Source organism: Streptomyces sp. NPDC020801, from assembly GCF_044334385.1.
GTDB lineage: Bacteria > Actinomycetota > Actinomycetes > Streptomycetales > Streptomycetaceae > Streptomyces.
In genome coordinates, this window is sequence record NZ_JBIRST010000004.1 from 449,648 (window position 1) to 471,294 (window position 21,647).

Below are 21,647 nucleotides of genomic sequence, written 5' to 3' on the forward strand. Positions count from 1 at the left end.
AGCCACGGGGTGGCCCCGTCGAGCACCGGCAGGGCTCGACGGGGCGTGATCCGAGCGAATCGCTCCTGCGGCGGGGCCTAGAGGTCGACCTCGTTCATCAGCATGCCGACCTCGGTGTTGGACAGCCGGCGCAGCCAGCCCGACTTCTGGTCGCCCAGGGTGATGGGCCCGAAGGCGGTGCGGACCAGTTTGTCGACCGGGAAGCCGGCTTCCGCGAGCATCCGGCGCACGATGTGCTTGCGGCCCTCGTGCAAGGTGACCTCGACGAGGTAGTTCTTGCCGGTCTGCTCGACGACCCGGAAGTGATCGGCGCGCGCGTAGCCGTCCTCCAGCTGGATGCCGTCCTTCAGTCGCTTGCCGAGATCGCGCGGGATCGGGCCGACGATGTGCGCGAGGTAGGTCTTCTTCACGCCGTACTTGGGGTGGGTCAGGCGGTGCGCCAGCTCGCCGTGGTTGGTGAGCAGGATCACACCCTCGGTCTCGGTGTCCAGCCGGCCGACGTGGAAGAGCCGGGTCTCACGGTTGGTGACGTAGTCGCCGAGGCACTGCCGGCCCTCGGGGTCCTCCATGGTCGAGACGACACCGGCGGGCTTGTTCAGCGAGAAGAACTGGTACGACTGCGTAGCCACCGTCAGGCCGTCGACCTTGACCTCGTCCTTCTCCGGGTCGACCCGCCGGCCCTGCTCCAGGACGATCTCGCCGTTGACCTCGACCCGCGCCTGCTCGATCAGCTCCTCACAGGCGCGCCGGGAGCCGTATCCCGCGCGCGCGAGCACCTTCTGCAGCCGCTCGCCCTCCTGCTCGGCGCCCGGGAAGGTCTTGGGCACCTTCCGCTCGGAAGTGCCCGCGTACCGCTCCCGGTTGCGCTCCTCGACCCGCGCCTCGTACTCGCGGGAGCGGGCCGGGGCCGTACGGCCGCGTCCGCCGCCGCCCTGCTGCTGGGCCTGCTTCGGGCCGCCCTTGGCGCCGCCGCGGGCCGCGCCTCCGCGCCCCGCCTTCGGGCCGTCCTTCGTGGCGCCGGGGCCCACGTCGTAGCGGCGCTCCTCGGGGCGGGGCTTGCGGGGGCGGCCCTGCCCCTGCTTGTCGTCCCTGCTGTTGCCGGCACCGCGGTGGTTGCCGCGCCCGCCGTTTCCGCCGTTACTGCCGCTGCTTCGCATCAAAGTTCCGTCTGGTCGTCTACGTCGTCGTCGGTGCCCGGCGGCACTGGGGTACCCCGGGTGCCCGGACCGTCATCGGGTGCGTCCGGGTCGAACGACGGCACCCCTTCCTGGGTCTCGGCCTCGATCGCCTCCGCCTCCGGGAGGAAGGGCGCGAGCTCCGGGAGCTCGTCCAGACCGCGCAGGCCCATCCGCTCCAGGAAGTAGTTCGTCGTCCTGTACAGGATCGCACCTGTTTCGGGTTCCGCGCCCGCCTCCTCGACCAGACCTCGCTGCAGCAGGGTGCGCATCACGCCGTCGCAGTTGACTCCGCGGACGGCCGAGACGCGGCTGCGGCTCACCGGCTGCCGGTAGGCGACCACGGCGAGGGTCTCCAGGGCGGCCTGGGTGAGCCGGGCCTGCTGGCCGTCGAGTACGAAGCCCTCGACGGCGGCGGCGTACTCGGGCCTGGAGTAGAAGCGCCAGCCACCGGCGATCAGCCTGAGCTCGAAGCCGCGGCCCTGCACCGTGTACTCGTCGGCCAGCTCGCGCAGCGCGTCCGCGATCTGCCGCCGGGGCCGCTGGAGTATTTTCGCCAGGTGCTCCTCGGTGGCGGGTTCGTCCACGACCATGAGGACGGCCTCCAGGGCGGGCTTGAGGTCGAGGTCGGCGACGGTGCGCACACCGGCGGGCACGTCGAGGGTCTCGTCACTCACGCCTTCTCCTCCTCCTTGGGTGCCTTGGCCTGCCTGGACTCCTCGGGTTCCGCGGGCGGCCGGTCGAACTCGTCGGTCACCCGCGGTGTCCCGTCCCCCTCCCCGCCGGTCCAGCGCACGATCAGATCACCGAGGGCCGTCTCCTGCTCCAGGGCGACCGCCTTCTCGCGGTACAGCTCCAGCAGCGCGAGGAAGCGGGCCACGACGGTGAGGGTGTCGTCGGTGTCCTCCACCAGCGTGCGGAAGCTCGCCTCACCGAGCTCCCGCAGCCGTGCGACGACGACTCCGGCCTGTTCCTGCACGCTGACCAGCGGCGCGTGGATGTGGTCGACATACACCTGCGGCTTGGGCCTGGGCTGCATCGCCTTGACCGCGAGCCTGGCGAAGCCCTCGGCGCCGATGCTGATGACGACCTCGGGCAGCAGCTCTGCGTGGTGGGGTTCGAGACCGACGGTGCGGGGGTAACGCCGTGCCTCCTCCTCCAGCCGCCGGTTGAAGATGTCGGCGATCTGCTTGTACGCGCGGTACTGCAGCAGCCGGGCGAACAGCAGGTCCCGGGCCTCGAGGAGCGCCAGGTCGCCCTCGTCCTCCACCTCGGCCGCGGGCAGCAGCCGGGCCGCCTTCAGATCGAGCAGCGTGGCCGCGACCACGAGGAACTCGGTCGTCTCGTCCAGGTCCCAGTCCGGCCCCATCGCCCGGATGTGTGCCATGAACTCGTCGGTCACCTTCGACAGCGCGACCTCGGTGACGTCGAGCTTGTGCTTCGAGATCAACTGGAGCAGCAGATCGAAGGGCCCCTCGAAGTTCGAGAGCCGCACCTTGAAGACACCGCCGTCGTCCTCGCCGGGCGGGACGTCGCCCCCGGCGGCCTCGGGCACCTCGGGCACCTCGGGCACCGCTTCGGGCGAGGGCTGCCCGTCCGCCTCCGGCCCGTCGTCGGCCAGGGGCCGCGCCCGGGTGGCCGCAGTCGGCGGAACGGCCGTCGGCCTCCGGTCGGCAGCCGCGTTCCCCGGGGCCGCTCGCTCGTCTGCCTCGTGTCCCGGCCGGGGTTCCAGAAGCCCGCCGGGCGTCTCGGGCGCTGCCGCGGGCCGCTCGCGCCGCTCTTCGGCCGCCTCTGCGGGTGCGGCCGACTCGGCGGGTGCGGCGGGCTCGGCCGACTCGGCGGGCTCATCCCGAGTGTGAGGCTGGTTCGGCTCCGCGGGGGGAGCCGTTCGGGGGGTACTCGTGCTCGTGCCCGGTCCACGCCCCAGCGCGCGCCGGCGGCCGGCGAAGGCGCCGGGGGCGGAGTCGGGAGCGTCGTTCGAGGTCATGGCCCCCGCAGGCTACCGCTACCGCCCACGCAGCCGTCGTACGAGGATGCTGGCGTCCCCGCGGGTCTCCAGGTCGGCGAGGACCACCGCGACCGCCTCACGGACGATCCGGCCCCGGTCGACGGCCAGGCCGTGCTCGCCGCGCAGTACCAGCCGGGCGTGCTCCAGGTCCATGAGCTCCTCGGCGGACACGTACACCGTGATCTTCTCGTCGTGCCGCTCGCGGCCGCTGGGCCGACGCGCCGCGGCCCGGCCGCGCTTGCGCGGCTGCGCGGCGGCGGGCCCCGCCGTGCCGCCCGCGGCAGAACCTTCCTGCGCGTCCTGGCGCCGCCCGGAGCGCTCCGCGGCCGGTCCGGTCGCGCCGCGGCTGCGGGACTCGCCCGCCTCGGCCTGCTCGGCGTCGGCGGCGACGTGCTCCGCACCCTCGCCGTCCCCGCCCTGGGCGGGCACCGACTGCGGGGCGTCCTCCGCCGCCGCGGCCGCCGGGTCGCTCTCCCCCGCGGGGGCGGGCACCCGGGCCTCGCCGTTGGCCTGGCGCCGGGGAGTGGACGCCTGAAGCGCCATCCCCCCTGTCGTACGGAACAGTTCGTCGGCCCCCGGCAGACTCACTCGGCGTGACACCGGGCGAGCACCTCCCTGGCGAGCTGGCGGTAGGCGGCGGCACCGACGGAGTTGGAGGCGTAGGTGGTGATCGGCTCACCGGCGACCGTGGTCTCCGGGAAGCGGACCGTGCGCCCGATGACCGTGTGGTAGACGTGGTCGTCGAACGCCTCGACGACACGCGCGAGCACCTCACGGCTGTGCACGGTGCGCGAGTCGTACATGGTGGCGAGGATCCCGTCGAGCTCCAGCTCCGGGTTGAGGCGCTCCTGGACCTTCTCGATGGTCTCGGTCAGCAGCGCGACACCACGCAGGGCGAAGAACTCGCACTCCAGGGGCACGATCACCTTGTGCGCTGCGGTGAGCGCGTTGACGGTGAGCAGGCCGAGCGAGGGCTGGCAGTCGATGACGATGTAGTCGTAGTCGTCCATCAGCGGCTTCAGGGCGCGTTGCAGGGTGGACTCGCGCGCGACCTCGGAGACCAGCTGGACCTCGGCGGCCGACAGGTCGATGTTGCTGGGCAGCAGGTCCATGTTGGGGACCGCGGTCTTCAGCAGCACCTCGTCCGCCGACATGCCCCGCTCCATGAGCAGGTTGTAGACGGTGAGGTCGAGCTCCATGGGGTTGACGCCGAGGCCGACCGACAGCGCGCCCTGCGGGTCGAAGTCCACGAGCAGCACCCGGCGGCCGTACTCCGCGAGCGCGGCACCCAGGTTGATGGTCGACGTGGTCTTGCCGACGCCGCCCTTCTGGTTGCACATCGCGATGATCTTCGCGGGGCCGTGGTCGGTCAGCGGCCCCGGGATCGGGAAGTACGGCAGCGGGCGTCCGGTCGGGCCGACGCGCTCACGGCGCTGGCGGGCCGCGTCGGGCGCGAGCGTGGCCGCGTACTCGGGGTCGGGCTCGTACTCGGCGTCGGGGTCGTAGAAGTGCCCCTCGGGCAGTTCGTCGTAGTCGGCGAAGTGGTTGTGGGGCGCGCCACTCCCGTCGCCGGCCATGGCGTTCACGTGATGGCCATCCATGCTCTGGTGTCCTGGCTGAGTCACCCCTGAGATCCGGTGACCCTGGTGGGCTGCGAAGGTACGCACAGCAACGGAGCCGACAGCCTCGAGCCCCGCGGGGCTCTGGCCCCGCGCAGGCATTCCTGGTTGACCACCCCCGGGAGAAAATGTCGACTCATTCACAAGTCGTCTTACCTCCTTGGTGACCAGGGAACTTCTAGACAGGTCAGCGTGGCACCATGCCGACGATTGGCGACTCTATGGCGTGTCGGCGGTCCGCAGCAACACAATCCGCCGGACCCGGCCCGATGTGTCGGCAATGAAACATCCCTCTGTCAAGGGCGTACGACCGTCGCACGGCAGGTTTCACCGGTGCGTGAATCGGTCGAACGGTTGCTTTCGAGGCGAGTTGACCGAGTGCGGCGAAGTGACCATACACACATCCAGCCGGACCTTGTCGGGCAAGGTCCGGCCGGGTGTGCTCCGTTGACGACACATGTTGACGTATCGCCTTTTTCCCCTTGGTGACTTGGCGACCGCTCAGCCGAGCAGGGTCTCCAGCTCCACGTGCTCCAGGCCGTGCGCCTCCGCGACCTCGCGGTAAACGACCTTGCCGTCATGGGTGTTGAGGCCCTTGGCCAGCGCGGCGTCGCGACGCAGCGCCTCGGCCCAGCCGCGGTTGGCCAGCTCGACGATGTACGGCAGCGTGGCGTTGGTCAGCGCGTAGGTGGAGGTGTTGGGCACCGCGCCGGGCATGTTGGCGACGCAGTAGAACACCGACTCGTGGACCCTGAAGGTCGGCTCGGCGTGCGTGGTCGGGTGGGAGTCCTCGAAGCAGCCGCCCTGGTCGATCGCGATGTCGACAAGGACACTTCCGGCCTTCATCCGGGACACCAGCTCGTTGGTGACCAGCTTCGGGGCCTTGGCACCCGGGATGAGCACGGCACCGACGACCAGGTCGGCCTCGAGGCAGGCCTTCTCCAGCTCGAAGGCGTTGGAGACGACGGTCTGGATCTTCGTGCCGAAGATCTTGTCCGCCTCCTTGAGCTTGTTGATGTCCCTGTCGAGCAGGGTCACGTGGAAGCCCAGGCCGATGGCGATCTGCGCGGCGTTCCAGCCGGAGACGCCACCGCCGATGATGACGGCCTTGCCGGCCGGCACGCCGGGGACGCCGCCCGGCAGCACACCGCGGCCGCCGGCGGCACGCATCAGGTGGTAGGCGCCGACCTGCGGGGCCAGCCGGCCCGCGACCTCGGACATGGGGGCGAGCAGCGGCAGCGCGCGGCTGGGCAGTTCGACCGTCTCGTAGGCGATCGCCGTGGTGCCGGACTCCAGCAGGGCGTCCGTGCACTCCTTGGAGGCGGCCAGGTGCAGGTAGGTGAAGAGGATCTGGTCCTTGCGGAGGCGGTGGTACTCCTCGGCGATGGGCTCCTTGACCTTCAGCAGCAGGTCGGCGGCGGCCCAGACCTCGTCGGCCGTCTCCAGGATCTGGGCGCCGGCCGAGACGTACTCCTCGTCCGGGATCGAGGAGCCGACGCCGGCGTTCCGCTCGACGACGACCTGGTGGCCGTTGCGCACCAGCTCGTGCACGCCGGCGGGGGTGATGGCCACCCGGAACTCGTTGTTCTTGACCTCGCGGGGGATGCCGACCTTCACGTCGATCACGGTCCTTGGCTCAGGGAATGTGGGGCAATACAAGACGTACCCCGGCATGCGGGGGCATACCAGGAGACACCGCCGGAGAACGAGCGGCAGAGCCAGTTTAATGAAGGCGTTCCCGCTGTCTAGCCTTTCATTGCATCAATCTTCAGCGGATGCACTGCGGATTTCGCAGGCGTTAGCGTCCTGTTCCGGCGATGTGCCGTCCGTCTCGCCCTCGTCGGGGCCGTCCACCGGCCGGATCTCGTCCCCGAGCATCCGCTCGGCCGCCCCGCGGTGCAGGGCCGCCGCCACCGGGTCGCCCAGCCGCTCCAGGGTGTCGGCGAGCCGCAGCTGCAGCGCCGCCTGCAGCCGTACGTCCTCGGCGCGGCGGGCCCACTCGACGGCCTCCTGGCAGGTGCGCAGGCACTCCGCGGGCCGTCCCGCGTACTCCTGGACCCGGGCCAGTTCGCTCAACGCCCGCGCGCACGCCGCGACATCGCCCAGCCTGCGGTGCGCGGCGGCGGCGGCCCGCCAGTTGCGCAGCGCCTCGCCGTAGCGGCCCGCGTAGGTGTGCGCGGTGGCGATGCGGCCGTAGAGCCGGGCGGTGTCCTCGCACTCCCCGCGGGCCAGGCGCTGGGCCAGCGCCCGGCCGTACCAGTCGGCCGCCCGGTCGTGATCCCCGAGCTCCTGGTGGGAACTGCCTACGGATTCCATCGCGCGGGCGGTCGCGTACGGGTCGTTCGCCTCCCGTCCGGCGTCCAGGGCGGCCCGGTAGCGAGCCAGTGCCTCGGTGGTCCGGCCGGTGCGGGCGTCCAGGTCGGCGAGGTTCAGCAGGGCTGCGGCCCGCTCGCGGGGCAGTCGCTGCCGCTCGGCCACGTCGAGGACGAGGCGGTGGATGCCGTACAGGTCCGGCGCCGCGGCCTGGGTGCCGACGTGGGCGACCATCGCCCGCACCAGCTGGGACATCAGGCGGCGGGCCAGGGTGTCCAGCTCTCCGTCGGCGACCGCGAGGCGGGCGGCGGCGAGCAGGGCGGGCCGGCGGGCGCCGAGCCAGTCGGCGGCGGCGCGCGGAGTCGCGAACCGCAGGGCCGGGGGCAGGCCCTTCAGCTTCTCGCGGGTCTCGGGGCTGTCGGTCTCGGTGATCGCACGGCAGGACTGCAGCAGCCGTACGGTCCGCTCCAGCATCCGGGCGCGGGCCAGCTGGAGCTCGGCGGGCCGGTCGTGGCGCGCGGCGAGGGCCAGCAGCTGCGGGTGCAGACAGCCGGGGACCTCGTAGCGCGGCACCGGCGAGGGAACGGCCCGCAGCAGGCCGAGGGCGACGAAGTCGTCGAGGAGGACCCGGGCGCCCTCGACCGAGCAGCCGGCGAGCGCGGAGGCGGTGTGCGGGTCGGCGTCGCCGGCCGGGGCGAGGGCGAGCAGGCGCAGCATCCGGGCGGCCGGGCCCGGCAGGGAGCCGTGCACGAGCCGCAGGACACGGTTGAGCGCCGTGCCCTCCTCGGGGTCGGCGTGCAGTTGCTTGGCGAGGTCGGCGACGGCGGCCTCGGGGCGGGCGGCGAGCCAGCCGCCGGCCAGGGTGAGCGCGGCGGGCTGACCCTGGCAGACCTCGACGAGGTTCTCGGCCGAGCGCGGGTCGACGGTGATCCGGACCGGGCCGATGCGGTGGGCCAGCAGCTCCACCCCGGACTTGGTGTCGAGCCCGCCCAGGGTGCAGGGGCGCACATCGGCGATCCCGGTGAGCGGGCCCTGGGAGACGGCGACGAGCAGACAGTCGGCGTTCTCCGGCAGCAGCGCGTCGACCTGCTCGGCGTCGGCCGCGTCGTCGAGCAGGAGCAGCGTGCGGCGATCGGCGAGGGCGTCCCGCAGGGTCCCGGTCAGGTCGCCCTCGGCGGCGCCCGGCGGGGCCGGCAGCTCGAGGTCGCCGAGCAGGTCGCGTGCGACGCGCTCGACCGGCACCGGGGTGCCGTCGGGCTCGGTGAGCCGGGCGCGCAGCACACCGTCGGGGTAACGGTCCGCCACTCGCCGTACGAGCTTCTCGGCGAGCGCCGTACGACCGGATCCGGGGCGGCCCGCGATGAGGAGCACGCGCGCGCGTGGCGCCTTGCGGCCGGAGAGGGTGTCCAGGCCGGCCCGCTCGATGTCGGCGCGCAGCTCCTTCAACTCCCGTGTGCGGCCCAGGAAGAGGCTCCGCGCGGCCGCGGGGACCCGGCCGTCTTCCGACAGGTTCACGCCACCAGCGTCCACCGCCTGGTCCGTCACGGGCCACACTCCCGTCCCACCGCACGCGCAAGCCCGCCGCGACTGAAGTCCGGGCGCTGCACCTGCTCCTTGGCTCGCTCGCCTCCGGGGCGCGCCCCATCGGCTCACTCGCGAAGAGCCTAGTTCACGCTCTGCGACGTTCCGTGAGGAGCACGGCGGACACGTCGCCCGATCGGATCAGGCGATGGTCACACCGCCGGGAGCGGCGGGCGGGGAGTACGGCCGGGTTCAGGACTCGAAGGGACGCGCGGGCCACGGTGCCCCGGCCGGGCGCAGGGCGTCCAGCCCCGCGCCCCCGCGCGCCGCGAGCAGCGAGAGGACGCCCACCACGAGGCAGTTGTTGTGCAGTTCGCCCGCGAGGACCCCGCGTACGAGTGCGCCGACCGGCACCCGGGCGAGCTCCAGGTCCGTCTCCTCGTGCTCCGCCTCGAAGCGCTCGCCCTCCGCCTCGGACAGATCGCGGGCGAGGAAGATGCGCACCGCCTCGTCGCAGCCGCCGGGCGTGGTGTACACGTCGGTCAGCACCCGCCAGTCCTCCGCCTTGACGTGCGCCTCCTCGTACAGCTCACGCTGGGCGGCGTGCAGCGGGTTCTCGCCGGGCACGTCGAGCAGGCCGGCCGGGATCTCCCACAGCCGCTGCCGTACGGGGTGGCGGTACTGGCAGATGACCAGGACACGGTCCTCGGCGTCCAGGGCGAGGACGGCCACGGAGCCGGGGTGGACCTGGTAGTCGCGGCGGGCCACGGAGCCGTCGGGCATGACCACGTCGTCGGTGCGGACCGAGGTCTTGTTCCCGGTGAAGGGGGTCTCGGCCGCCCGGATCTCCCACTCCTCGGGAGTGTCCTTGATCGTCATGCCCTGTCCTTCCACACGTACAACACACACGTACAACACACGTACCAACAGCCGTACAAGAAATGACCGGCCACGCCGGAAACCGGGGCGCCCACCTTTGAAGGTATGCACCCCGGCAACCGTACAACTGGTGTGTTACTTCGAACTCTTCCGCTCGACCGCGGCCTTCACCAGGCCCGCGAACAGCGGGTGCGGACGGGTCGGGCGCGAGCGCAGCTCGGGGTGCGCCTGGGTGGCGACCAGGTACGGGTGGACGTCGCGCGGGTACTCGACGTACTCGACGAGCTTGCCGTCCGGCGAGGTGCCGGAGAAGACGATGCCCGCCTTCTTCTCCAGTTCCGCACGGTAGGCGTTGTTCACCTCGTAGCGGTGACGGTGGCGCTCCTCGACGTACTCCTTGCCGTCGTAGACCTCGCGCACGATCGAGCCCTCGGCCAGCTTTGCCGGGTACATGCCGAGCCGCATGGTGCCGCCCATGTCGCCCTCGCCCGCCACGATGTCCAGCTGCTCGGCCATGGTGGAGATCACCGGGTGGGCGGTCGCCGGGTCGAACTCGGTGGAGTTGGCGTCGGAGATCCCGGCGAGGTTGCGAGCGGCCTCGATGACGATGCACTGCAGGCCGAGGCAGAGGCCCAGCAGCGGGATCCGGTTCTCACGGGCGTAGCGGATGGCGCCCACCTTGCCGAGCACACCGCGGTCGCCGAAGCCGCCCGGGATGCAGATGCCGTCGACGTCGGCGAGCTGGGCCTTGGCGCCGGCCGCGGTCTTGCAGTCGTCGGAGGTGACCCACTTGATCTTCACACGGGCCCGGTTGGCGAAGCCGCCCGCGCGCAGCGCCTCGGTGACCGACAGATAGGCGTCCGGCAGGTCGATGTACTTGCCGACCAGGGCGAGGGTGATCTCGTGGTCGGGATTGTGAACACGGTCGAGCAGGTCGTCCCAGGTCGTCCAGTCCACGTCGCGGAAGGGCAGGTCGAGCTTGCGGACCACGTAGGCGTCCAGGCCCTCGCCGTGCACGGTCTTCGGGATGTCGTAGATCGAGCGGGCGTCGGGGCAGGCGACGACGGCGGCCTCGTCCACGTCGCACATCAGGGAGATCTTGCGCTTGATCGCGGTGGGCACCTCGCGGTCGCAGCGCAGCACGATCGCGTCCGGCTGGATACCGATGTTGCGCAGCGCGGCGACGGAGTGCTGGGTCGGCTTCGTCTTCAGCTCTCCCGACGGCCCGATGTAGGGAAGGAGGGAGATGTGGACCACGAAGACGTTGTCCCGGCCGACCTCGTGGCGGACCTGGCGGACGGTCTCCAGGAACGGCAGCGACTCGATGTCGCCGACCGTGCCGCCGACCTCGGTGATGACGACGTCCACCTCGTCGGTGGCCATGCGGCGGATGCGGTGCTTGATCTCGTTGGTGATGTGCGGGATGACCTGCACCGTGTCGCCGAGGTACTCGCCGCGCCGCTCCTTGGCGATCACCGTGGAGTACACCTGGCCGGTGGTGACGTTGGCGGTGCCGTCCAGGTCGCGGTCGAGGAAGCGCTCGTAGTGGCCGATGTCCAGGTCGGTCTCGGCGCCGTCGTTGGTGACGAACACCTCACCGTGCTGGAAGGGGTTCATCGTGCCCGGGTCGACGTTCAGGTACGGGTCGAGCTTCTGCATCACGACGCGCAGGCCCCGGGCCTTGAGCAGCATGCCGAGGCTGGAGGCGGTGAGGCCCTTGCCGAGCGAGGAGGCGACACCCCCGGTGACGAAGATGTGCTTGGTCGTCGTGACTGTGCTGTTTCGAAAAGCAGCGGGCGGCATGGCCAAGAGGGGGCTCCCGTGGTCGCGGTTTGTCGTGCGGTGCGGCTGTCGTCCGGCCCGGAGATCCGGGTCGTCCGGCTGAGGCGCCGTCGCTGCGGTTCGGGGGTTTCGAGCCCACCGGTCCACGGGCTACCAGGGTATCAGCGCCGGAGGGGGATGGCTTCCGGCCACGCTCCGCGCACATCCCGACACGGGCGCGCACCACTCACGGGTTCCTCACTCGTGGCTCACCCGTTCGGCGCATGCGCGTTGCCCGGAGCGGCACGCGGATCATCTGGGTGCGTCGTATCCTGCTCGGACACTCGCTGCCGAGCCCGGCCGGCAACACGGCACCACCCCCCGCCCGTAATGCACCGGAACAACGAGAGCTCGTCAGTTCGTTGAGCAAAGGTTGTCGTTCTGCCTCACGGCTGACCGGCGGTTTTGCTTCACCGCTCAACGACGCATTACAACGACCCCTTGACCGCACTAGCGACAGCCCCCTCGTGGGGTGACGTGGCCGTTCGACTGGAGTTGCACGTGGCCGGGCGCATCGAAGACTACGCACTCATCGGAGACATGCAGACCGCTGCCCTGGTCTGCCGGGACGGGACAGTCGACTGGCTGTGCCTGCCCCGCTTCGACTCGCATGCCATCTTCGCCGGTCTGCTGGGCAACGAGGAGCACGGCTTCTGGCGCCTCGGCCCCGCGCACGCGGCCGACGCGGAGCCCCCGACCGCGGCCCGGCGCAGCTACCGCGGCGACTCGCTGATCCTGGAATCGGAGTGGGACACCCCGCGCGGCACGGTACGCGTGACCGATTTCATGCCCCCGCGCGACGGCGCCCCGCAGCTGATCCGCATCGTCGAGGGCGTCTCGGGCCGCGTCCCCATGCGCTCGGCGCTGCGCATGCGCTTCTCCTACGGCCGGGTCGTGCCCTGGGTGCACCGCTACGAGTCCCGGACGGTGGCGGTCGCGGGCCCGGACTCCGTGTGGTTCGACACACCGGCGGAGACCTACGGCAAGTCGCTGACCACGTACGCGGACTTCACGGTCGCTCCCGGTGACCGGATCGCGTTCACCATCTCCTGGCAGCCCTCGCACAAGGAGGCTCCGCCGCTGCCGGAGCCGGAGCAGTCGCTGGAGGCGACGGAGGAGTTCTGGCGCGAGTGGGTCGGGCACTGTACGTACCACGGTCCCTACCGCGAGGCCGTGATCCGCTCCCTGATCACGCTGAAGGCCCTGACCTACGCCCCCACCGGCGGCATCGTCGCGGCCCCCACCACCTCCCTGCCCGAGGACATCGGCGGCGTCCGCAACTGGGACTACCGCTACACCTGGCTGCGGGACGCCGCGATCACCCTGTCCTCGCTGCTGCGCACCGGCTACCGCGAGGAGGCCCGCGCCTGGCGCGAGTGGCTGCTGCGGGCGGTCGCCGGCGACCCGGAGAACCTGCAGATCATGTACGGCATCGCCGGCGAACGCGAACTCGGCGAGGCGGAGCTGGACTGGCTGCCCGGCTACGAGAACTCCGCGCCGGTCCGGGTCGGCAACGGCGCCGCACACCAGCTCCAGCTGGACGTCTACGGCGAGGTCACCGAGGCCCTGCACCTGGCCCACATGACGGGCCTGGCCCGCAACGACTACGCCTCCCTGCTCCAGCTCAAGCTGATCCGCTACCTGGAGAAGCACTGGCAGGAGCCGGACGAGGGGATCTGGGAGGTGCGCGGCCCGCGCCGCCACTTCGTGCACTCCAAGGTCATGGCGTGGGTCGCGGTCGACCGCACGATCAAGCTGATGGAGTCCGGGGACGTCGACGGCCCGCTGGAGCGGTGGAAGGAACTGCGCGAGGAGATCCACCGGGACGTGTGCGAGAAGGGCTACGACAAGGAGCGCAACACCTTCACGCAGTCCTACGGCTCCCGGGAGCTGGACGCCTCACTGCTCCTCATCCCGCAGATGGGCTTCCTGCCGCCGGACGACAAGCGGGTGATCGGCACCATCGAGGCGATCCAGCGCGAGCTGTCCACGTCGGACGGCTTCATCCTGCGCTACCCCACCTCGGGCGACAACGCGGGCGTCGACGGCCTCCCCGGCGACGAGGGCGCCTTCCTCGCCTGCTCGTTCTGGATGGCCGACGACCTGGCGATGATCGGCCGCGTGGACGAGGCGAGGAAACTCTTCGAGAAGCTCCTGTCGCTGCGCAACGACCTGGGGCTGCTGGCGGAGGAATGGGACCCGAGGCTGCAACGCCAGGTGGGCAACTTCCCCCAGGCCTTCAGCCACGTGCCCCTGATCGACACGGCACTGAGGCTGACGGCCAGCGGGGCGTACGGGGGCTGAAGCCGCGGCGGCCCCGGGCTCCTGGCCTCCTTGGCGGCGGGCAGCCGGGAGGCGATGGCGTCCCAAGGCTGCCCAGCCCGCAAAGTTGCAGGTAGCGTCCGGTTCATGGACCGCAGATTCGACACCGAGGGCGCCGGCATCACCGTGCAGCGCGCCCTCGAACTGCCCGGCCTTGGCAGCGGCCTCCCGGAGGTCCTCGCCGGCGCCGACAGACTCACCCGCACCGTCCGCTGGGTGCACGCCGGCGAGGTCCCCAACATCGCCTCCCTCCTCAAGGGCGGCGAACTCCTCCTCACCACCGGCTACGGCCTCGGTACCCGCCCCGCCGACCAGCGCGCCTTCGTCCGCACCCTCGCCGACCGCGGCATCGCGGCCCTCGTCGTCGAGCTGGGCCCGCGCTTCACCCGCCTGCCCGCCGCCCTCGTCGAGACCGCCCGGGGCGCCGGTCTCCCGCTCGTCCAGCTGCACCGCGAGGTGCCGTTCGTGACGGTCACCGAGGAGATCCACACCGAGATCGTCAACGGTCACTACGCCCTCTTGCAGCGCGCCGAGGAGGTCCACCGCCGCTGCACCGAGGCCCTGCTCGGCGGCGGCGGGGTGCCCCAGGTGCTGGGCATCCTGGCCGACTTCGCGGGCAACCCGGTCTTCCTGGAGACCCCGGACGGCCAACTGCTGTACGCGGCCGGCTCCGGACCCGAGGGCGCCGATCCGCTCCAGGTGTGGGAGGGGCTGCGCGGCCAGCACAAGGGGGCCTCGCCCCCGGCCGGCTCGGTTCTCGTGGACGTGCCCGGCGGCGGCCCGGGCACGGGCTCGGTCCGCGCGCGGCTCGTACTGCTGCCCGTCCGCTCGCCGCTCGCGCCGGTGCACCGGATGGCCGCCGAGCGGGCGGCGGGCATCCTCGCGGTCGTCCTGATGCAGGCCCGTCAGGAGGAGGAGCTGGCGGCCCGCGGACGCGGTGACTTCCTCACCGACCTCGCCGAGGGCCGGATCGCCGCCGATGACGCTCCCGCGCAGGCCCGTGTCCTCGGTTTCAAGCCGGGCGACAACCCGCTGCTGCCCGTGGTGATGCGGCTGGGCGACGCCCTGGCGCCGGGCGGCGGCTGGGCGGTGCTCGCTCGCGCGGTCGCGGAGGAGCTGGCCGCGGTGGGCGTGCCGGTGCTGCTGGGGGTACGCCCCGTGGAGGGCCGGGTTCCACTGCTGGTCGCCCTGCGCTCGGAGTCGGAGCGGGCGGCGGTCGCGGACCGGGTCGCGGTGGCGCTGCGGGCGGGTGTGGAACGGGCGGGGATGCAGCGGCCCGGGGCCCGGCCGCCGGTGGTGGTCGTCGGGGTGGCGGGCGGCTGGGCGGCCGCCTCGGCGGGCCTCAGGCACGCGGCCGAGACGGCCACGGCGGCCCAGGGGCTGCCGGACCGGCCCTGGTACGACGCCCGCCGTCTCGACATCGACCTGCTGCTGTGGCGGCTGCGCGAACATCCGGACCTGGCGGCCTTCGTGGACCGCGCGATCGGCCCGCTGCGCGACCACGACGAACGGTCCAAGCCGCCGCTGCTGCCCACCCTCCAGACGTATCTGGCGCACGCGGGCCGCAAGGCGGAGACCGCCCGGGAACTGCATCTGAACCGCCAGACCCTCTACAACCGCCTCGCCCGCATCGGGGAGTTGCTGGGCACCGACCTCGACGACCCGCAGACCGTCCTGGCGTTGAGCCTCGCCCTGCGCGCCCGTCGCCACGTGGGCTAGTGCTGCGACCGGAAGGTTCACCGGCTCGCGGCGTCCGGCACGGCACCTCGCCGCGTTGTCGCATCACCCGGGTACATCCAGTACGCGGGCGATGCTCCGCCCTGCGACGCACCGCACCGGACGCCGCGGGCTTTCCGGCAAACCTTCCGGCCACAGCACTTGGCCGTGCGCGGTCTTCAGGCCAGTGGCCTCGGCTGGGTCAACTCGTCGTACACGCTGAGCACTTGCGCGACGGTCTCGTCCTCGGTGGGCCAGGTGGCCGCCTGCCGGGCGCCCAGCGCCCGCAGCGCGTCCCGGCGTCCGGGGTCGCCGAGCAGCCGTACGACGGCGGCGGCGAAGGCCTCCGGGGCCCGGTGCGGGACGAGTTCGGCCGCCTCGCCGACCAGTTCGGGGATGCCGCCGGTCCGCGCGGCGACGAGTGGCACGCGCGCGTGCAGTGCCTCCTGCGCCAGAACGGAGCGGGCCTCCCGGCTTCCGGGCAGCAGCGCCAGATCGGCGGCCGCGAGCAGTTCACCGACGTCGTCGCGCCGCCCGATGAGCCGGACAGGCAGTTCCTCGTCCTCGATCCGCCGCTGCAGCGGGCCACGCAGCGGCCCCTCCCCCGCGATCACGAGCAGCGGCACGGGGTCCAGCAGGCGCCAGGCCCGGGCGGCGTCCAGCAGGAGTTCATGGTCGCGGTGCGGATCGAGGGAGCCGACGGCGATGAGCAACGGGCGCTCGGTGACGCCGAGTTCGGCCCGCACCTTGGAGGGCGGACGCTCCGGGTGCTGGTAGCCGGCCCGCCGCCGGGGTACCGCGATCGCGGCGAGCCGCGCGTCACGCGCGCCCCTGCGCCGGGCCCGGTCCACGAGTTCGGAGGTGGTGCCGAGCACGACGGTGGCGGCCTTCACCACCCGCCGCTCCAGTACCCGCAGCAGATGCGCCCGGGGGCCTTCGGCGTAGGCGTGGTTGTGCCACGTGACCACGAGCGGCGTACGCCGTCCGCTGAGCGCGAGCACCGCGCGGAAGGACGCGTGCAGCCCGTGCGCGTGGACCAGGTCGGCGTCGGCGCAGGCGGTCCGCAGCGCGGCCACGGACACCGGGTCGCTGCTGCGCGGCACATGAACGTGGCCGGCCCCCACCCCGGTGAACCCGTAGGCGCGGTCGGCCTCCACCGGAGCGCACACGGTGACCCGCACCCCCCTCGCGACCAGCCCCGCGGCCAGCGACCGCACGTGCACGCCGCTGCCGGCGTTGCCGCCGCCCAGCACCTGCACGGTGCGCAGCGGCGACTGACCGTGCGATGCGTGGCTGCTCACGGGGCTCACGTGGCCGGGGCTCCTGGTTCGGCGTCGGGCGGTCACGGGGACGTACAGAAGGTATCGAGCCGAGGGGCCGGACCGCGCGGGCCCGGACCGCGTGCTGCCCCCAGCCCCAAGGATGCCAGTACGTACGGGTGTTCCGGGAACCCCGGGCCCGGCGAGCGTACGGGGGACGGGCCGACGGCACGCGGTAGGTCACTCACACGAGTGAATGTGACGTACCGGACCGGCCCCGGCACGCACGAGGGACGGCGAGGGCAGGACGCGGGCCAGGCGGCGCGCCGCACGGTGGGCGGGGCGGGGCATCACAGCGAGCGGGCGAGTTCGCTCACCCTGTCGCCGTGGACGGCCGCCGTCACGACCGCGGTCGCGTGCGCGAGCAGCCCCACCCGCCCGTTGCACACGACGGCGGCCGCACCAAGCGCCGCGCCCAGGGCGTGCGCCCCCGTGTCGCCGATCATCGTGCGCTCGGCGAGGTCCTCACGCAGCAGGGCCGCGGCGGTCCCCGCCACGGCGGCGGCCAGTTCCGCGCCCGGCCCGCCACGGAGCAGCCCGGGCGCCGCGAGGGCGAGCGCGGCACCGGCGGCCCGGCCGGGACGCACGTCCACGAGGTTGACGGCGTGCGCGGCCCCGGCGATCACGACCCCCGCGAGCAGCCGGTCCAGCGGCCGCTCCCTGAGCAGCGCCCCGGCGACCAGGGCGGCGGCGGAGACGCCGAACAACTTGACCGCCCCGCCGGTGACTTCGCCGTCACGGAGGGCCGACAGATGCGCCCGGAACCCACGCCGCGGGTCACCGGCGGCGGCGATGTCGTCGTAGGCACCGCAGGCGCCGGCGGCCAGCACCGCGAACCCGGCCGCCGGACGCACCCGCCCGGCCGAGACCGCGGCCGCCACCGCCGTCGCGGGCCCGGAGTACAGCCCGACGGTCCGCCCCCTGTGGTTCCTCCGTTCCCAGCGCACGCGGCCGCCGGGCGCGGCGGCGCGCAGAGCGGTGGTCCCGGCGCGGGTGAGACCGGCGGCCAGCCCGAACGAGGTGGCGATGCGGGAGATCATTGCGCCACCCTACGCACTCCTACCCGTCGGCCCGGGCGGTGGCCAGCAGTTCCTCGGCGTGGGCGCGGGCCGTCTCCGAGTCCTCCTGGCCGGCCAGCATCCGGGACAGCTCCCGGATCCGGTCCTCGCCCTCGAGCACCTTCACGCCCGACCGGGTCACCGAGCCGTCGTTGGTCTTCTCGACCAGCAGCTGCCGGTCGGCGAACGCGGCCACCTGCGGCAGGTGCGTCACCACGACGACCTGGGCGGTCCTGGCCAGCCGGGCGAGCCGCCGGCCGATCTCCACGGCCGCCTTGCCGCCGACGCCCGCGTCGACCTCGTCGAACAGATACGTCGGCACCGGGTCCGTCCCGGCGAAGACGACCTCGACGGCCAGCATCACGCGCGACAGCTCACCGCCGGAGGCGCCCTTGGCGATCGGCCGGGGCGGCGCGCCCGGGTGCGGCGCGAGCAGCAGTTCGACCTCGTCCACGCCGGCCGGCCCGTAGGCGACCGTACGGCCGTCGACCTCCACGCCGTCGGGGTCCTCGGTCTGGCGCAGGGCGAACGACACGCGCGCGTGCGGCATGGCGAGGGAGGCCAGCTCGGCGGTCACGGCGGCGGCGAACCGCTGCGCGGCCTCCGTCCGGGCGTCCGTCAGCGCCTGGGCCAGCCCGCCCAGTTCGGTGCGCAGCGCGTCCCACTCGGCGGTCAGCTCCTCGAGCCGCGAGTCGTCGCCGTCCAGTTCGGTCAGCCGGGCGGCGCCGCGCTCGGCCCAGGCGAGCACCGCGCTCACGTCCTCGCCGTACTTGCGGGTGAGCGCGGTCAGCGCGGCGCGCCGCTCCTCCACCGCGGCCAGCCGCAGCGGATCGGCGTCCAGGTCGTCGGCGTACCCCGCCAGCTCACCGGCCACGTCACCGAGCAGGATGCCGATCTCGCCTATCCGGTCGGTGAGCGCGGCCAGCGCCGGGTCGTGGGACCGTACGGCCTCCAGGGCCCGCTGGGCGCCCGCGACGAGGGTCGCCGCGTCGATGCCCTCGGGGTCCTCCGGATTGCCCGCCAGGGCGGCGTGCGCGGCCGTCGCCGCGGACGACAGGGCCTCGGCGTGCCCGAGCCGCTCCGCCTCCTCGGCCAGTTCCACGTCCTCGCCGGCCCGCGGCTCGACCGCGGCGACCTCGTCGAGGCCGTAGCGCAGCATGTCGGCCTCCTGGGCCCGCTCACGCGCGCGTGTGGTGATCTCCTCGAGCTCCGTGGCGACGGCCCGCAGCCGTCGGTAGGCCTCGGCGTACTTGGCCAGCGGCGCGGCGACGGCGTCGCCCGCGTACCGGTCGAGCGCCTGCCGCTGCCGGGACAGTTTCAGCAGCCCCTGCTGGTCGGTCTGCCCGTGCACGGCCACCAGGTCGTCGGCGAGCTCGGCGAGCAGCCCCACGGGCACGCTCCGCCCGCCCAGGTGCGCCCGCGAGCGTCCTTCGGCGGAAACGGTACGGCTGATCAGCAGCGCCCCGTCGTCGAGTTCGGCGCCGGCCTCCTCGGCCCGTACGGCCGCAGAGGCGTTCGCGGGCACGGTGACCCGCCCCTCCACGACCGCCTTTTCGGCCCCGAGCCGCACCAGCGCCGGATCGGCGCGCCCGCCCAGCAGCAGTCCCAGACTGGTGACCACCATGGTCTTGCCCGCGCCCGTCTCACCGGTGACGGCGGTGAAGCCGGGCGACAGCTCGACGACCGCGTCGTCGATCACCCCGAGCGACCGTATCCGCATCTCCTCCAACACGGACACGACCTTACGAGGTCCGGGGCCGCGAGTGCGAGCGGCCCTGTCACCCGCGGGAGTGCACACGGCCCTTCCGGGCCCTGTCCTAGTGCGGCGCCCCCCGCCACCCGGAGACCGGCAACGCGAACTTGGCCACGAGCCGGTCGGTGAAGGAGGCGTGGTGCAGCCTGGCGAGCCGCACCGGCACGGCGCCCCGCCGCACCTCGACCCGGGCCCCGGCGGGCAGCTCGGCCGTCCGCCGCCCGTCGCACCACAGCACACCCGGCGGGACGTGCGGCAGCACCTCGACGGCCAGCACCGAGTCCGGCGACGTCACCAGCGGCTTGGCGAAGAGCGCGTGCGCCGAGATGGGCACCATCAGCAGCGCCTCCACCTCCGGCCACACCACCGGCCCGCCGGCGGAGAAGGCGTACGCCGTGGACCCGGTCGGGGTGGCGCACACGATTCCGTCGCACCCGAAACCCGTCACCGGCCGGCCGTCGATCTCCAGCACGACCTCGAGCATCCGCTCGGCGGAGACCTTCTGCACGGCCGCCTCGTTCAGCGCCCAGTCGGTGTGCACGATGTCGCCGTTGCGGTGCACGACCACGTCGACGGTCATGCGCTCCTCGACCTCGTAGGCCCGGCTCACCACCCGGTCGACGACCTTGTCCAGGTCGTCGCGCTCGGCCTCGGCGAGGAAGCCGACCCGCCCGAGGTTCACGCCGAGCATCGGCACCCCGGAGGCGCGGGCGAACTCGGCGCCGCGCAGCAGCGTGCCGTCACCTCCCAGCACGATGAGCAGTTCGCAGCCGTCCAGGCACTGCGGGGTGGCCTCCTTGACCAGCTCCACCTCACCCGGCAGCGGCAGATCGCGGGCCTCCGCCTCCAGCACGCGCACGCCGATGCCGGAGTGCAGCAGCCCCTTGACCACCAGTTCGGCGCTGCGGATCGCGGCCGTCCGCCCGGTGTGGGCCAGCAGGAAAACGGTTCGAGCTTGGGTCTGTGTCAACGCGGCCCCTCCGCCACTGCACGGTCAACGTCGGCCGGGTCCAGAGCGGAGGCCCCGGCACGCAGCCACAGAAAGTACTCGACGTTCCCGGACGGGCCGGGCAACGGGCTGGCGGTGACACCCTTCACCCCGAGCCCCAGCTCCCACGCCTTGCCCGCCACGCCCCGCACGGCCTCCGCCCGCAGCTGCGGACTCCGTACGACACCCCCGCTGCCCAGCCGTTCCTTGCCCACCTCGAACTGCGGCTTGACCATCATCACCAGATCGGCGTCCGGCTTCACGCACCGCACCAGGGCGGGCAGCACCAGGCCGAGCGGGATGAACGACAGATCCCCCACGACAAGATCCACAGGCTCCCCATCGATCGCTTCGAGCGTCAACTCGCGTACGTTCGTACGGTCCTTGACGGTGACGCGTTCATCCTTCCGGAGAGACCAGGCGAGTTGTCCGTATCCGACGTCCACGGCGACGACGTGCGCGGCGCCCGCGCGCAGCAGCACGTCGGTGAAGCCGCCGGTGGACGCGCCGGCGTCCAGCGCCCGCCGCCCCCGGACGACGAGCCCCTGCGGCACGAAGGCGTCCAGGGCGCCCGCGAGCTTGTGGCCGCCCCGGGAGACGTACTCGGGATCGCTGCCGTCGGCGGCGACCACGATGGCGGCGGCGGTCTCCACCTGTGTGGCGGGCTTGGTCGCGACGGTCCTGCCGACGGTGACCCGCCCGGCGGCGATCAGCTGGCTCGCGTGCTCGCGCGAGCGCGCGAGCTTGCGGCGGACCAGCTCGGCGTCCAGACGGCGGCGTGCGACTCCTGCCACGTTCGGTTCAGCTCCTGTGTTGGTACGACGACGAAGGCAAGGGGGGAGCCGGGGGCCCCGTGGGTCCCGGGCGGGCGTCGAGCGCGGTGAGCGCGTCGCGCAGCCCCCCGTGTACATCCTCGTACACCTCGACGTGTCCGTCGGTGGCGAGGTGATCGGCGTCACCGAGCCGCTCCAGGGCCGCGTCGACCTCGGCGTTGCCGGTCGGGGTGCGGGGGACGCCCAGGGGCGCGGAGGCCGCCGGGTCGTACCCGGGTGCGGCCGGCGGATCCGTTTCCGCTTCGGCCGGAGTGCCCGTTGCCGCAACCGCCGGTCCCGGCCCGGCCTCAGTCTCGGTCACAGAGTCGCTCATGCCCAGACG

At 72.8% G+C, this 21,647-nt stretch carries 17 protein-coding genes; 2 read left to right on the forward strand and 15 right to left on the reverse strand.

Annotated features, from left to right (window positions below):
• Positions 1-77: 77 nt before the first annotated feature.
• The 9 genes from ACH4UM_RS11860 to ACH4UM_RS11900 all read right to left on the reverse strand — a co-directional run bounded on the left by ACH4UM_RS11860 (position 78) and on the right by ACH4UM_RS11900 (position 11,318).
• The gene (locus ACH4UM_RS11860; protein ID WP_398176667.1) at positions 78-1,157 is read right to left on the reverse strand and encodes a pseudouridine synthase; all 1,080 of its coding nucleotides are present in this window, start codon (positions 1,155-1,157) and stop codon (positions 78-80) included.
• A complete protein-coding gene (gene scpB, locus ACH4UM_RS11865; RefSeq protein ID WP_398176669.1) occupies positions 1,157-1,852 on the reverse strand; it encodes an SMC-Scp complex subunit ScpB in 696 nt (231 codons plus the stop codon). Before scpB ends, ACH4UM_RS11860 begins: the two co-directional genes overlap by 1 nt.
• Positions 1,849-3,162 (reverse strand): segregation/condensation protein A, encoded by a 1,314-nt coding sequence (locus ACH4UM_RS11870; protein ID WP_398176671.1) that lies wholly within the window; start codon positions 3,160-3,162, stop codon positions 1,849-1,851. Before ACH4UM_RS11870 ends, scpB begins: the two co-directional genes overlap by 4 nt.
• 18 nt (positions 3,163-3,180) lie before the next feature.
• The gene (locus ACH4UM_RS11875; protein WP_398176744.1) at positions 3,181-3,771 is read right to left on the reverse strand and encodes a hypothetical protein; all 591 of its coding nucleotides are present in this window, start codon (positions 3,769-3,771) and stop codon (positions 3,181-3,183) included.
• Positions 3,768-4,904: a ParA family protein gene (locus ACH4UM_RS11880; RefSeq protein ID WP_398176673.1), complete on the reverse strand. Its 1,137-nt coding sequence runs from the start codon at positions 4,902-4,904 to the stop codon at positions 3,768-3,770. The genes ACH4UM_RS11875 and ACH4UM_RS11880 overlap by 4 nt, the downstream gene beginning before the upstream one ends.
• Before the next feature lie 399 nt (positions 4,905-5,303).
• Positions 5,304-6,428 carry an alanine dehydrogenase gene (gene ald, locus ACH4UM_RS11885; RefSeq protein ID WP_398176675.1) on the reverse strand — a complete coding sequence of 375 codons (1,125 nt, stop codon included), beginning with the start codon at positions 6,426-6,428 and terminating at the stop codon, positions 5,304-5,306.
• 135 nt (positions 6,429-6,563) lie between these two features.
• Positions 6,564-8,660 (reverse strand): tetratricopeptide repeat protein, encoded by a 2,097-nt coding sequence (locus ACH4UM_RS11890; RefSeq protein ID WP_398176677.1) that lies wholly within the window; start codon positions 8,658-8,660, stop codon positions 6,564-6,566.
• Between the two features lie 228 nt (positions 8,661-8,888).
• Positions 8,889-9,515 (reverse strand): NUDIX domain-containing protein, encoded by a 627-nt coding sequence (locus tag ACH4UM_RS11895; RefSeq protein WP_398176679.1) that lies wholly within the window; start codon positions 9,513-9,515, stop codon positions 8,889-8,891.
• A gap of 135 nt (positions 9,516-9,650) precedes the next feature.
• Complete coding sequence (locus ACH4UM_RS11900; RefSeq protein WP_398176746.1) at positions 9,651-11,318, reverse strand: CTP synthase; 1,668 nt, start codon at positions 11,316-11,318, stop codon at positions 9,651-9,653.
• A 519-nt stretch (positions 11,319-11,837) separates the two neighbouring features.
• Between ACH4UM_RS11900 and ACH4UM_RS11905 the strand changes: the two genes are divergently transcribed.
• Both ACH4UM_RS11905 and ACH4UM_RS11910 read left to right on the forward strand, forming a co-directional pair.
• On the forward strand, positions 11,838-13,640 hold the full coding sequence (locus ACH4UM_RS11905) for a glycoside hydrolase family 15 protein (protein WP_398176748.1): 1,803 nt from the start codon (positions 11,838-11,840) through the stop codon (positions 13,638-13,640).
• Positions 13,641-13,745: 105 nt separating this feature from the next.
• Positions 13,746-15,377, forward strand: coding sequence for a PucR family transcriptional regulator (locus ACH4UM_RS11910; protein ID WP_398176681.1), 1,632 nt, complete (start codon positions 13,746-13,748; stop codon positions 15,375-15,377).
• A 176-nt stretch (positions 15,378-15,553) separates the two neighbouring features.
• Here ACH4UM_RS11910 and ACH4UM_RS11915 read toward each other — a convergent pair whose 3' ends face one another.
• The 6 genes from ACH4UM_RS11915 to ACH4UM_RS11940 form a co-directional block, all read right to left on the reverse strand.
• Entirely contained in the window at positions 15,554-16,684 is a 1,131-nt protein-coding gene (locus ACH4UM_RS11915; RefSeq protein ID WP_398176683.1) for a glycosyltransferase family 4 protein, read from the reverse strand.
• Positions 16,685-16,983: 299 nt separating this feature from the next.
• A complete protein-coding gene (locus ACH4UM_RS11920; RefSeq protein WP_398176685.1) occupies positions 16,984-17,733 on the reverse strand; it encodes a hypothetical protein in 750 nt (249 codons plus the stop codon).
• A 19-nt stretch (positions 17,734-17,752) separates the two neighbouring features.
• Positions 17,753-19,471 (reverse strand): DNA repair protein RecN, encoded by a 1,719-nt coding sequence (gene recN / locus ACH4UM_RS11925; protein WP_398176750.1) that lies wholly within the window; start codon positions 19,469-19,471, stop codon positions 17,753-17,755.
• 97 nt (positions 19,472-19,568) lie between these two features.
• Positions 19,569-20,474, reverse strand: coding sequence for an NAD kinase (locus ACH4UM_RS11930; RefSeq protein ID WP_398176686.1), 906 nt, complete (start codon positions 20,472-20,474; stop codon positions 19,569-19,571).
• Positions 20,471-21,286 (reverse strand): TlyA family RNA methyltransferase, encoded by an 816-nt coding sequence (locus tag ACH4UM_RS11935; RefSeq protein WP_398176688.1) that lies wholly within the window; start codon positions 21,284-21,286, stop codon positions 20,471-20,473. Before ACH4UM_RS11935 ends, ACH4UM_RS11930 begins: the two co-directional genes overlap by 4 nt.
• Positions 21,287-21,293: 7 nt before the next feature.
• Positions 21,294-21,638: a hypothetical protein gene (locus ACH4UM_RS11940; protein ID WP_398176690.1), complete on the reverse strand. Its 345-nt coding sequence runs from the start codon at positions 21,636-21,638 to the stop codon at positions 21,294-21,296.
• Positions 21,639-21,647: the final 9 nt, after the last annotated feature.

Excerpts from the sequence above, each read along its gene's own strand:
- recN (WP_398176750.1), bottom strand. The coding sequence starts at position 19,471 with ATGCGGATACGGTCGCTCGGGGTGATCGACGACGCGGTCGTCGAGCTG.
- ACH4UM_RS11920 (WP_398176685.1), bottom strand. The coding sequence starts at position 17,733 with ATGATCTCCCGCATCGCCACCTCGTTCGGGCTGGCCGCCGGTCTCACC.
- ACH4UM_RS11860 (WP_398176667.1), bottom strand. The coding sequence starts at position 1,157 with ATGCGAAGCAGCGGCAGTAACGGCGGAAACGGCGGGCGCGGCAACCAC.
- ACH4UM_RS11900 (WP_398176746.1), bottom strand. The coding sequence starts at position 11,318 with ATGCCGCCCGCTGCTTTTCGAAACAGCACAGTCACGACGACCAAGCAC.
- ACH4UM_RS11940 (WP_398176690.1), bottom strand. The coding sequence starts at position 21,638 with ATGAGCGACTCTGTGACCGAGACTGAGGCCGGGCCGGGACCGGCGGTT.
- ACH4UM_RS11910 (WP_398176681.1), top strand. The coding sequence starts at position 13,746 with ATGGACCGCAGATTCGACACCGAGGGCGCCGGCATCACCGTGCAGCGC.
- ACH4UM_RS11895 (WP_398176679.1), bottom strand. The coding sequence starts at position 9,515 with ATGACGATCAAGGACACTCCCGAGGAGTGGGAGATCCGGGCGGCCGAG.
- ACH4UM_RS11880 (WP_398176673.1), bottom strand. The coding sequence starts at position 4,904 with ATGCCTGCGCGGGGCCAGAGCCCCGCGGGGCTCGAGGCTGTCGGCTCC.
- ACH4UM_RS11870 (WP_398176671.1), bottom strand. The coding sequence starts at position 3,162 with ATGACCTCGAACGACGCTCCCGACTCCGCCCCCGGCGCCTTCGCCGGC.